The 12060-nt window shown below is 70.6% G+C and carries 8 protein-coding genes; 5 read left to right on the top strand and 3 right to left on the bottom strand.

From position 1 onward, the window contains the following. The first annotated feature begins 65 nt into the window (after positions 1-65). Both ACFWFZ_RS18230 and ACFWFZ_RS18225 read left to right on the top strand, forming a co-directional pair. Positions 66-728 (top strand): response regulator transcription factor, encoded by a 663-nt coding sequence (locus tag ACFWFZ_RS18230; RefSeq protein WP_007267191.1) that lies wholly within the window; start codon positions 66-68, stop codon positions 726-728. 124 nt (positions 729-852) lie between these two features. Further along, positions 853-2136, top strand: coding sequence for an HRDC domain-containing protein (locus ACFWFZ_RS18225; protein ID WP_387123458.1), 1284 nt, complete (start codon positions 853-855; stop codon positions 2134-2136). Positions 2137-2188: 52 nt separating this feature from the next. Here ACFWFZ_RS18225 and ACFWFZ_RS18220 read toward each other — a convergent pair whose 3' ends face one another. After that, a complete protein-coding gene (locus ACFWFZ_RS18220; RefSeq protein WP_387123456.1) occupies positions 2189-3361 on the bottom strand; it encodes an alpha/beta hydrolase in 1173 nt (390 codons plus the stop codon). Between the two features lie 340 nt (positions 3362-3701). On the opposite strand from ACFWFZ_RS18220, the gene ACFWFZ_RS18215 reads away from it, so the two are divergent. The 3 genes from ACFWFZ_RS18215 to ACFWFZ_RS18205 all read left to right on the top strand — a co-directional run bounded on the left by ACFWFZ_RS18215 (position 3702) and on the right by ACFWFZ_RS18205 (position 8195). Beyond that, positions 3702-4928, top strand: coding sequence for a thiolase family protein (locus ACFWFZ_RS18215; RefSeq protein ID WP_387123454.1), 1227 nt, complete (start codon positions 3702-3704; stop codon positions 4926-4928). Next, complete coding sequence (locus tag ACFWFZ_RS18210) at positions 4925-7063, top strand: 3-hydroxyacyl-CoA dehydrogenase NAD-binding domain-containing protein (RefSeq protein WP_387123452.1); 2139 nt, start codon at positions 4925-4927, stop codon at positions 7061-7063. The genes ACFWFZ_RS18215 and ACFWFZ_RS18210 overlap by 4 nt, the downstream gene beginning before the upstream one ends. A 91-nt stretch (positions 7064-7154) precedes the next feature. Next, a complete protein-coding gene (locus ACFWFZ_RS18205; RefSeq protein WP_387123450.1) occupies positions 7155-8195 on the top strand; it encodes an LCP family protein in 1041 nt (346 codons plus the stop codon). A 75-nt stretch (positions 8196-8270) separates the two neighbouring features. Here ACFWFZ_RS18205 and ACFWFZ_RS18200 read toward each other — a convergent pair whose 3' ends face one another. Together ACFWFZ_RS18200 and dxs are read right to left on the bottom strand one after the other, a co-directional pair. Then, positions 8271-9770, bottom strand: a complete 1500-nt coding sequence (locus ACFWFZ_RS18200) for an amino acid permease (protein ID WP_387123448.1) — start codon at positions 9768-9770, stop codon at positions 8271-8273. 121 nt (positions 9771-9891) lie between these two features. After that, positions 9892-11808 carry a 1-deoxy-D-xylulose-5-phosphate synthase gene (dxs, locus tag ACFWFZ_RS18195; protein WP_387123446.1) on the bottom strand — a complete coding sequence of 639 codons (1917 nt, stop codon included), beginning with the start codon at positions 11806-11808 and terminating at the stop codon, positions 9892-9894. Positions 11809-12060 lie beyond the last annotated feature (252 nt).

The following is a 12060-nucleotide window of genomic DNA, read 5'->3' as shown; positions in this document are numbered from 1 at the left end:
CCGCACGGTTCGCACCGGCTTCCTTCCCCGAGCCGGCCGTCCCGCCACTCCCCCAGGAGGCCTAGGTGTCCGTTCTTCTCGAGCAGCCCGCAAGCCTGGTCGCCTACCGCCCGAACAAGCCGACGGCCATGGTCGTCGTGGCCGACCCGCGCGTCCGCTCCACCGTGACCCGCCATCTGTGGGCCCTCGGCGTGCGTGACGTCATCGAGGCGTCGTCCATCGCGGAGGCCCGCCCCCGCGTCGGCAGCCCGCGCGACATCTGCGTGGCCGACGTGCACCTGCCCGACGGTTCCGGTCTCACCCTGCTCTCCGAGACCCGTGCCGCAGGCTGGCCCAACGGCCTGGCCCTGTCCGCCGCCGACGACATCGGCGCCGTGCGCAACGCCCTCGCGGGCGGCGTGAAGGGCTACGTCGTCACCGGTACGCGGACCAACATCGGGCTCCCCACCCGGCCCGGCGCCGCCCCCATCGGCGCAGCCGCCGCCCGTATGCACCGCCGCCCCCCGGGTGCCCCGAGCCACCCGGGCGGCTACCGGGAGCTCTCCGGCCGCGAGGTAGAGGTCCTGCGCCTCGTCGCGGAGGGCCAGTCCAACAAGGCCATCGGCGTCTCGATGGGCCTGTCCGCCCTGACCGTCAAGTCCCACCTCGCCCGTATCGCCCGCAAGCTGGGCACCGGTGACCGCGCGGGAATGGTCGCCGTGGCCCTGCGCACCGGGATCATCCACTGAACGCCGGCCGCGACCCCCGGATAGACCTCCGGGAGACCCCCGGAAAACACCCCGCCTACTGATCGCGCCCGTCGACGGAACGTTCCGGCGACGGGCGCGTCGTATACACCGATACCCTTGACCGGTGACCGACGCCCAAGAGACCGCAGCAGACCTGCGCACCACCACCGGGGGCGGCCCCCCGGACGACGTCGTTGTTCCGCCCGGTGGGGTGCCGATCCCATTGCTGGAGCCCCGCGAGGGGATCCCCCCGGTGGTCGCCGACGCGGACGCCCTCGCCGAAGTGGTCGCGGCCTTCGCCGCGGGTACCGGCCCTGTGGCCGTGGACGCCGAGCGCGCCTCCGGATACCGCTACGGCCAGCGCGCCTACCTGGTGCAGCTGCGCCGCGAGGGTGCCGGGTCCGCGCTGATCGACCCGGTGGGCTGCCCCGACCTGTCCTGCCTGGGCGAGGCGCTCTCCGGCACCGAGTGGATCCTGCACGCCGCCACCCAGGACCTGCCCTGCCTGCGCGAAATAGGCATGGTTCCCACCTCGCTGTTCGACACCGAGCTGGCGGGCCGGCTCGCCGGCTTCCCGCGGGTGGGACTCGGCGCGATGGTCGAGAGCGTTCTCGGCTACGCCCTGGAGAAGGGCCACTCCGCCGTCGACTGGTCCACCCGCCCGCTGCCCGAGCCGTGGCTGCGCTACGCCGCTCTGGACGTGGAGCTGCTGGTGGACCTGCGGGACGCGCTGGAGGAGGAGCTGGACCGCCAGGGCAAGCTGGAGTGGGCCCGGCAGGAGTTCGAGGCCATCGCCTCCGCGCCGCCGGCCCCGCCGCGCAAGGACCCGTGGCGCCGCACGTCCGGCATGCACAAGGTGCGCCGCCGCCGGCAGATGGCGGTCGTACGGGAGCTGTGGGAGTCCCGGGACCGGATCGCGCAGCGGCGTGACGTGTCCCCGGGGAAGGTGCTGGGCGACGCCGCGATCGTCGAGGCCGCGCTGGCCCTGCCCGCGAACGTGCACACCCTTTCGGCCCTGCCCGGCTACGGGCAGCGGATGGGCCGCCGCCAGCTCGACCAGTGGATGGCCGCCGTGGACCGGGCGAAGGCGCTGCCCGAGAGCGAGCTGCCGCAGCCGGGTGCGACCCCGGCGGGCCCGCCCCCGCCGCGTTCCTGGGCCGACAAGGACCCGGCCGCCGCGGCCCGGCTGGCCGCCGCCCGCACGGCCGTCTCTGCACTGGCGGAGGAGCTGAACCTGCCCCAGGAGAACCTGATCACCCCGGACACGGTCCGCCGCCTGTGCTGGGAGCCGCCCCAGCGGCTGGACGCGGACGCGGTGTCCCAGTCCCTGGCGCTCCACGGCGCCCGCCCGTGGCAGATCGAACAGGTGACCCCGGCCCTGGTCACGGCGCTGTCGGCCACGGCGTAGCAGGTCGCCGCCGTGCCCCGGTCCGCGACGCGCGGACCGGGGCACGGCCGGATCACAGCGGTTGCTCGGTGTAGTCACCGTCCGTGTCCATGGCGAAGGTGCCCTTGGTGTGGCCGTCGATCTCGGTGTGCTTGAGCCACTTCCGCGACAGGTGGTGGACGTGCTTGACCACCCGCTCCCAGGGGATCTGATGGCCCGCGCAGGCAACCTTGAAGTGCATCTTCTTCGGGCCGGGGATGGCCTTGTAGAGCTCGGTGACCGAGAGGAAGGGAACGGTGCCCGGAGCGCTGTTCACCGTCTTGTCGTGCTCGCCGACGACGATGAGCACCGGCACCTTGTGGCCGAGGACGTTGTCCACCTTGGCGCCGTCCTTGTTCCAGCCCCACCAGAAGGCGTTGCGGAAGCGCAGCACGCCCGAGGGCACGCCGGACACCGGCGGCCCCCAGTTGCGGCCCACCACGTCGTTCTCCATGATCGCCGCCCACACGGTGTCGACCATGCCCTCCTCACGCTGCTCGTCGCCGCAGCCGAGCTCCTTGTCCCAGGCGTCTTCGAAGCCCTCCCGGCCGGCGATGTTCATCGGGAAGGTCCACAGGGAGGGCGGAGGGGGCAGCGCGTCCGGCCGCTCCCACTTGGTGCCGGGCTTGCTCCCGGGTCCGTCCGGCCGGAAGACGGGGGCGAGCAGGAACAAGCTGGAGACGTTCTCCGGGTACTGGATGGCGTAGGGGCCCAGTGCCACCGCGGCGGCGGACCAGCCGAAGAGGGCGACCTTCTCCACACCCCGCTCGGCCTTGATGTACTCCACGACGCTGTGGACCTCGGCCCAGTCGCTTGCGGAGTCGCCGAGGTGCTTGGCGTAGGAGGGGGTGCAGGGGGCCGCCAGCGGGTGACCGTCGAGCAGGAGCTTCGCCTGCTGGGCGGCATTGGTGTTGCACGGCTCGTTCATGACCGACGGGCGCGGCGAACGGCCGTGGCCCTGGAGGTCCATGGCGAAGACGTCGAAGCCCGCCTTGGCGAGGAACAGCATCCAGTTGTACTCGCCGGTGCCCAGGTCCGCGCCGGGCAGTACGGGGACACTGCGGCCGTGCAGCATCAGGACGGCCCTGCGCTGGGTGGGATTCTTCGTCCCGTCACGCTCCCGGACGAACAGTTTGACCACCTCGCCCTCGTTGACGGGGAGTGTGGAGGCGTGCTTGACCTCGTGGTCGATCGTCTTGATCTGCATGGCCGGGGTCTCCAGTTCGGGTCGGTCGGGGTCCGGGGCGCGGCGCCGGGGACGGGGCCAGAATCCGCAAGCGAGTGCGCTTGATGCCATTGACGTGACCGTGACGACCCGGCGGCCGACCCGATCGGGTCACCGCGCGCGCTCCGATCGGACGGGCGCGAGGAGGGGGCGCGCGCGGGCCCTGGTGCGGGGTGCGAGTGTGACCTTCGCCGCTCCTCGGGGAGGGGGTGTGCACATTGGTTACCCGCAAGTAGCATGATGGGGTGAGCGGGCGCTCAGCAACAGATGCCGAGTGCGCCCCCGCGCAGCAGTGCCATCCCGCACCTGGAGGAGAGCCAACGTGCCTCGTACCGTCAGGGACGTCGTCTTCGTCGACGGCGTCCGCACCCCGTTCGGCAAGGCGGGCCCCAAGGGCATCTACCACGAGACCCGCGCCGACGACCTCGTCGTGAAGGCGATCCGGGAGCTGCTGCGCCGCAACCCGGACCTGGACCCCAAGAAGATCGACGAGGTCGCCATCGCCGCGACCACGCAGATCGGCGACCAGGGCCTGACGCTGGGCCGCACGGCCGGAATCCTCGCGGGCCTCCCGCAGTCCGTCCCGGGCTACTCCATCGACCGCATGTGCGCCGGCGCGCTGACCGCGGTGACCGCCGTCGCGGGCGGTGTGGCCTTCGGTGCCTACGACGTCGCCCTCGCCGGCGGTGTCGAGCACATGGGCCGCCACCCCATGGGCGAGGGCGTCGACCCGAACCCGCGCTTCGTCTCCGAGAAGCTGGTCGACGAGTCCGCCCTGTTCATGGGCATGACCGCCGAGAACCTGCACGACCGGTACCCGACGATCACCAAGCTCCGCGCCGACGAGTACGCCGTGCGCTCGCAGGAGAAGGCCGCCAAGGCGTACGCCGACGGCAAGATCCAGCAGGACCTGGTCCCGATCTCGGTGCGCAACACCAACGCGGAGGTCGGTGTGACGGGCTGGGGCCTGGTCACCACCGACGAGCCGATGCGCCCGGGCACCACGCTGGAGAACCTGGCCGGCCTGAAGACCCCGTTCCGTACGCACGGCCGGGTCACCGCGGGCAACGCCGCCGGTCTCAACGACGGTGCCACCGCCGCGATCATCGCGTCCGAGGACTTCGCCCGCGAGAACAACCTCCCGGTCAAGATGCGCCTCGTCTCGTACTCCTTCGCGGGTGTCGAGCCGGAGGTCATGGGCTACGGCCCGATCCCGGCCACCGAGAAGGCCCTGGCCCAGGCCGGCCTGACGATCGACGACATCGGCCTCTTCGAGATCAACGAGGCCTTCGCGGTCCAGGTCCTCGCGTTCCTGGAGCACTACGGCATCGCCGACGACGACGCCCGCGTGAACCAGTACGGCGGCGCCATCGCCTTCGGGCACCCGCTGGCCTCCTCCGGCGTGCGTCTGATGACGCAGCTGGCCCGCCAGTTCGAGGAGCAGCCGCACGTCCGCTACGGCCTGACCACGATGTGCGTCGGCTTCGGCATGGGCGCCACGGTCATCTGGGAGAACCCGCACTTCACCTCCGAGGGAGACGCCAAGTGAGCACCACCGCTGAGCTCCTGAAGGGTGCGGCCGAGCTGTTCCCGGACGAGGTCGTCACGTCCGCGCACGTCCGCCACCTGGACCTGCCGTTCGGCGCCGGGCGCTTCGCGCTCATCACGCTGGACAACGGCTTCGACCACACCAAGCCGACCACCTTCGGCCCGCAGTCCCTCGCCAACCTGAACGCGGCGATCGACCAGGTCGAGCAGGAGGCCACGGCCGGCACCATCGTCGGCGCAGGGCTGACCGGCAAGCCGTTCATCTTCGCGGTCGGCGCCGACCTCAAGGGTGTCGAGCTGCTGAAGAAGCACGACGAGGCGCTCGCCATCGGCAAGGGCGGCCACGACGTCTTCAAGCGCCTGTCGGCGCTGGCCGTCCCGACCTTCGCGTACTACAACGGCGCGGCGATGGGCGGCGGCGTCGAGGTCGGTCTGCACTGCAGCTACCGCACCGTCTCGAAGGCCATCCCGGCCTTCTCGCTGCCCGAGGTCTTCCTCGGCCTGGTTCCGGGCTGGGGCGGCTGCGCCATCCTCCCGAACCTGATCGGCGCGGAGCGCGCGGTCTCGGTCATCATCGAGAACTCGCTCAACCAGAACCGCCAGCTGGGGGGCAAGCAGGTCTTCGAGCTCGGCATCGCCGACGCGATCTTCGAGGGCGCCGACTTCCTGGAGCAGTCGCTCCTGTGGACCGCGAACGTCCTGAACGGCACCACCGAGGTCGTCCGTGCGGAGATCGACCGCGGCGAGGCCTGGGACGCGGCCGTCGCCAAGGGCCGCGCCATCGCGGACTCCAAGGTGCACGGCGCCGCTCCGGCCGCCTACCGCGCGCTGGACATCATCGCCGCGGCCAAGGACGGCGACCTCCAGGCCGGCTTCGACGCCGAGGACACGGCCCTGGCCGACCTCATCATGGGCGGCGAGCTGCGCTCGGGCATCTACGCCTTCAACCTGGTCCAGAAGCGCGCCAAGCGCCCGGCCGGTGCCCCGGACAAGTCCCTGGCCCGTCCGGTCACCAAGGTCGGCGTCGTCGGCGCGGGCCTGATGGCCTCGCAGCTGGCGCTGCTGTTCCTGCGCCGCCTGGAGGTGCCGGTGGTCCTCACCGACATCGACCAGGAGCGCGTGGACAAGGGCGTGGGCTACGTCCACGCCGAGATCCAGAAGCTGCTCGGCAAGGGCCGCATCAACCAGGACAAGGCCAACCGCCTGACCGCACTGGTGAGCGGTGTCCTGGACAAGGCCGAGGGCTTCGCGGACGCGGACTTCATCATCGAGGCCGTGTTCGAGGAGATGTCCGTCAAGCAGAAGGTGTTCGCGGAGGTCGAGGCGGTCGCCCCGGCGCACGCGATCCTCGCCACCAACACCTCCTCGCTGTCGGTGTCGGAGATGGCCTCCAAGCTCCAGCACCCGGAGCGCGTGGTCGGCTTCCACTTCTTCAACCCCGTCGCGATCCTCCCGCTGCTGGAGATCGTCCGCGGTGAGCAGACCGACGACGCCTCGCTGGCCACGGCCTTCGGTGTCGCCAAGAAGCTGAAGAAGACCGCGGTCCTCACCAAGGACGCCCCGGCGTTCGTCGTGAACCGCATCCTGACCCGCTTCATGGGCGAGATCCAGAACGTCATCGACGAGGGCACCCCGGTCGTCACGGCGGAGAAGGCCATCGAGCCGCTCGGCCTGCCGATGTCCCCGCTGGTGCTGCTGGAGCTCGTCGGCCCGGCGATCGGTCTGCACGTCTCCGAGACCCTGAACCGGTCCTTCCCGGAGCGCTTCACCGTCTCCCCGAACCTCAAGCGGGTCGTCGAGGCCGGCAAGCGGGGCTTCTACGTCTACTCCGCGGAGAACGGCTTCAAGCCGGAGCTGGACCCCGAGGTCGCCGCGCTCCTGGTGCAGGGCGACTCCGTCCTGACGGAGGAGCAGGTCCGCACGCGCGTCCTGGACGCGGTGGCGCAGGAGATCGGTCTGATGCTGGAGGAGGGTGTCGTGGCCGAGGCCCAGGACATCGACCTCTGCCTCATCACCGGTGCCGGCTGGCCCTTCCACCTGGGCGGCATCACGCCGTACCTGGACCGTGAGGGCGTCTCGGAGCGCGTGAACGGCAAGAAGTTCCTCGCCCCCGGCATCGCGAGCGTCCCGGCGTAGTCCGGGTCGTGGGCGGCTGTTCGACGGCCGGGCCCGTCTCCTGCGGGGGGCGGGCTCCGGCCGTTCGAATACCTGTCTAAGATTCACCCCCATGACGGAAACGCACGCGCGGCCCAGGCGCCGCCGACGCCGCATTCTGCGGATCACCCTGCTGCTGGTCGCCGTGCTGATCCTCGGCGCGGCCGGGGCGGGTTGGTGGACGTACAGCCACCTCAACAACAACATCGACAGCGTCGACCTGGACCAGGCGATCGGGGACAACCGGCCCGCCAAGGTGGCCGCGAACGCGCAGAACATCCTGGTGCTCGGCTCCGACTCGCGGGACGGGGCCAACGCGGACCTCGACCACGGCGCCGTCAGCGGTGCCCGCTCGGACACCGCGATGCTGGTGCACATACCCGAGGGCCGGGCGAAGGCCACCGCGGTGAGCATCCCCCGCGACACCCTGATCACCCGGCCCGAGTGCAAGGGCCGGGACGGCAAGTCCGTTCCGTCCGCGAAGCGGGTCATGTTCAACTCCGTCTACTCGCTGGCCGGCCCGGCCTGCGTGGTCAACACCGTCGAGCAGATGTCCGGTGTGCGCGTGGACCACTTCGTCGAGGTGGACTTCGCCGGGTTCAAGGGCCTGGTGGACGCGCTGGGCGGGGTCACCGTGACCCTGGACAAGCCGATGAGCGGCGCCAAGGGCGGTCTGCAGCTCGACGCGGGCACGCACCGGCTGAACGGCACCGACTCGCTCAAGTTCGTCCGTACCCGGTACGGCTACGGCGACGGCAGCGACCTCGGACGCATAGGCCTGCAGCAGCAGTTCATGCTGGCCATGCTGTCGGAGATCAAGAAGCAGGACGCCCTGGGCAACCCGGCGCGGCTCTACAAGCTCGCGGACGCCGGCACCAAGTCGCTGACCACGGACTCCGATCTGGCCTCGCTCACCGCGCTGTCCGACTTCGCGCAGAGCATGAAGGGCGTGAACCCGGAGACGATGGAGACCATCATGCTGCCGGTCGCCTACGACAAGGTGGACCCCAACCGCGTGGTCGCGGCCGAGCCGCAGGCCACCCAGCTGTGGGACGCCCTGCGCAAGGACGAGAAGGTCCCCGCCTCCGCGAAGGTCTCCCCCGCCAAGGGCTGACGGGGCCGCGCACACGGAGCCGGCCGTACGGGTGACCCCGTACGGCCGGCTCCGTCGTTCGCGCGCGGGGGCTTGTCAGTACTTGGCGTCCGCGCCCGTCCGGCCGAGGCGGCTGTGCTGCCGTCCGTAGGCGAAGTAGACGATGACGCCGACGGCCATCCAGATGCCGAAGCGCAGCCAGGTCTCGGCCGGCAGGTTGAGCATCAGCCAGAGCGAGGCGAGGATCGACACGATCGGCACCAAGGGCACCCAGGGGGTGCGGAAGGCCCGGTGCAGGTCGGGGCGGGTCCTGCGCAGGACGATCACGCCGAGGGCGACGACCACGAAGGCGAACAGGGTGCCGATGTTGACCAGTTCGGCCAGCTTCTCCAGGCTGGTGAAGCCCGCGACGACGGCGATGACCACACCGAGCAGGATGGTCGCCCGGTAAGGGGTGCGGTACGTCGGGTGGGTGACGGAGAAGACGCGCGGCAGCAGCCCGTCACGGCTCATCGCGAAGAACACGCGGGTCTGGCCGAGCAGCAGGATCATGCACACGGTGATCAGACCGACGGACGCGCCGAGGCTGATGGCACCCGAGAAGAAGGGTTGGTTCACCGATTTGAAGGCCTCGGCCAGTGGCGCGGTCGGCGACATCTCCGAGTACTTCTGCATGCCCGTCACGACCAGCGTCACGGCCACGTAGAGGACCGTGCAGATCAGCAGCGAGCCGAGGATGCCGCGCGGCATGTCCCGTTGGGGGTTCCTGGTCTCCTCCGCCGCCGTCGCCACCACGTCGAAGCCGATGAAGGCGAAGAAGATGAGCGAGGCCGCCGTGAAGATGCCCATGACACCGAAGTTGGTGGGCTCGTAGCCGAAGAGCAGCTGGACCAGCGGCGAGTGCCAGCCGCTGACGCCCTCGGCCTGTGGCTGGGCCGGCGGGACGAACGGCGAGTAGTTGTCGGCCTTGATGAAGAACAGGCCCGCGATGATGACCAGCATCACGACGGTCACCTTGATGGCGACGACGACGGCGGTGATGCGGGCCGAGAGCTTCGTCCCGACGACCAGGATCCACGTCAGCGCCAGGACCAGCAGGAAGGCCAGCAGGTCGAAGTGGCCGCCGGAGTCCGGGCCGGACAGGGAGGTCGGCAGGGTCCAGCCGAGGTTGGTGTCCATGAGGTGGCGTACGTAGCCGGACCAGCCGACCGCGACCACCGCGGTGCCGAGCGCGAACTCCAGCACCAGGTCCCAGCCGATGATCCAGGCGGGCAGCTCGCCGATGGAGGCGTAGCTGAAGGTGTACGCCGATCCGGCCACCGGGACGGTGGACGCGAACTCGGCGTAGCAGAGCGCCGCGAGGGCGCAGACGATGCCCGCTGCCACGAAGGCGAGGGCGGTGGCGGGTCCGGCGTTGTTCCGGGCCGCGATGCCCGTGAGGACGAAGATGCCGGTGCCGATGATGACACCCACACCGAACACCGTCAGGTCCCAGGCGGAGAGCGACTTGCGGAGCGCGTGTTCCGGCTCCTCCGTGTCACGGATGGACTGCTCCACCGTCTTGGTGCGGAAGGGGCTGTTCAGATCCCTACTCACCGACGCACCTCCGAACAGGTGTCGACGCACGCGAACGGGCCGGGAGGCCCACTCCTCTCAAGAGTGATCTCCCGGCCCGTGACGTGCAACCGCGCGGCGATCTAGGCGGCTGGTACCCGCCTCAGTCGACGGTGGCGGCGGCCTCGCTGTCGTAGCGGCCGTCCAGCTTGGCGACGAGGCCGGTGACCTGCCGGGCGATGTCCGGTGCGGTCAGGCCGATCTCCGCCAGGATCTCCTTGCGGAGGGCGTGGTCCAGGAAGCGCTGCGGGATCCCGAAGTCGCGCAGGGGTACGTCGACACCCGCGTCCCGCAGGGCCTGCGAGACGGCGGAGCCCACACCGCCGGCGCGGCCGTTGTCCTCGACGGTGACGACCACGCGGTGCCGGTCCGCGAGCGGGGCCATGGCCTCGTCCACGGGCTTGACCCAGCGAGGGTCGACTACGGTCGTGGAGATGCCCTGCTTGTCGAGGAGGTCGGCGATCTCCAGGCACATCGGGGCGAGTGCGCCGACCGAGACGAGCAGTACGTCCGGCCGGGTGACCTCGGCGCTCGGGGTGCGCAGCACGTCCATGCCGCCGATCCGGCCGACGGCCGGGACGGCGGGGCCGACGACGCCCTTGGAGAAGCGGACCACGGTCGGGGCGTCCTTGACCTCGACCGCCTCGCGGAGCTGGGCGCGCAACTGCTCGGCGTCGCGCGGTGCGGCGAGGCGCAGGCCGGGGACGACCTGGAGGATGGACATGTCCCACATGCCGTTGTGGGAAGCGCCGTCGTCGCCGGTGACACCGGCGCGGTCCAGGACGAAGGTGACCCCGCACTTGTGCAGGGCGACGTCCATCAGGACCTGGTCGAAGGCGCGGTTGAGGAAGGTCGCGTACACCGCGAAGACGGGGTGGACGCCACCGGTGGCGAGGCCGGCCGCGGAGGTCGCGCCGTGCTGCTCGGCGATGCCGACGTCGTAGATGCGGTCGGGGAAGGCCTCGGCGAACTTGTTGAGGCCGACCGGGTGGAGCATGGCCGCGGTGATGCCGACGACGTCCGGGCGGTCGTGGCCGATCTTGACCATCTCGTCGGCGAAGACGGAGGTCCAGCTGGCGGCGGCGGTCTTGACCGGCAGGCCGGTGTCGGGGTGGATCACACCGACGGCGTGGAAGCGGTCCGCCTCGTGCTCCAGGGCCGGGGTGTAGCCGCGGCCCTTCTGGGTGAGGCAGTGCACGATGACCGGGCCGCTGAAGCGCTTGGCGCGCTGCAGGGCGGACTCCAGGGCCTCGATGTCGTGGCCGTCGATGGGGCCGATGTACTTCAGGCCCAGGTCCTCGAACATGCCCTGCGGGGCGATGAAGTCCTTGAGGCCCTTCTTGGCGCCGTGCAGGGTCTCGAAGAGCGGCTTGCCGACGACCGGGGTGCGCTCCAGGAGCTCCTTGCCGCGGGCGAGGAAGCGCTCGTAGCCGTCGGTGGTGCGCAGGGTGGCCAGGTGGTTGGCGAGGCCGCCGATGGTGGGGCCGTAGGAGCGCTCGTTGTCGTTGACGACGATGACGAGCGGGCGGTCCTTGGCGGCGGCGATGTTGTTCAGCGCCTCCCAGGCCATGCCGCCGGTCAGGGCTCCGTCGCCGATGACCGCGGCGACGTGGTGGTCCTCGCGGCCCAGTACCTCGTTGGCCTTGGCGAGGCCGTCGGCCCAGCCGAGGACGGTGGAGGCGTGCGAGTTCTCGATCACGTCGTGGTCGGACTCGGCGCGCGAAGGGTAGCCGGACAGGCCGTTCTTGGTGCGCAGGCCGGCGAAGTCCTGGCGGCCCGTGAGCAGCTTGTGGACGTAGGCCTGGTGGCCGGTGTCGAAGAGGACCTTGTCCTTGGGCGATTCGAAGACCCGGTGCAGGGCGATCGTCAGTTCGACCACGCCGAGGTTGGGGCCGAGGTGCCCGCCGGTCTTGGAGACGGCGTCGACGAGGAAGGACCTGATCTCGGCCGCGAGCTGGGTCAGCTCCTCCTGGCTGAGCCGGTCCAGATCGCGCGGTCCCTTGATGCGGGTCAGCAGCACCCGTGCCTCCTTGCAGTTGCTTGCTGGTCTGACGAGTCTAATGTTCCGTTCGCGGGCGCGGTCATCGGGCCGTCCCTGGGGGGTCACACCTTTGTCATACATGTACGCGCCAGCCCGCGGCCACACATCGCATACGGGCGTATACCCGCACAGGAGTACCAGCGCTCGCACGCACGGATGCCCGGCGCCACGTGAGGTGGCGCCGGGCACTGTGACCGTTCTTACCGCCGGAGCCGGCTCCGGCGGCCGGTC

Origin of the sequence: Streptomyces sp. NPDC060232, assembly GCF_042726555.1 — a bacterium.
In the GTDB taxonomy this organism is placed as follows: domain Bacteria; phylum Actinomycetota; class Actinomycetes; order Streptomycetales; family Streptomycetaceae; genus Streptomyces.
Note: the sequence above shows the minus strand (reverse complement) of the source record. Positions and strands in the feature narration are given on the sequence as shown.

Coding starts and splice junctions, on each gene's coding strand:
- ACFWFZ_RS18205 (WP_387123450.1), top strand. CDS start 7,155: ATGACGGAAACGCACGCGCGGCCCAGGCGCCGCCGACGCCGCATTCTG.
- ACFWFZ_RS18220 (WP_387123456.1), bottom strand. CDS start 3,361: ATGCAGATCAAGACGATCGACCACGAGGTCAAGCACGCCTCCACACTC.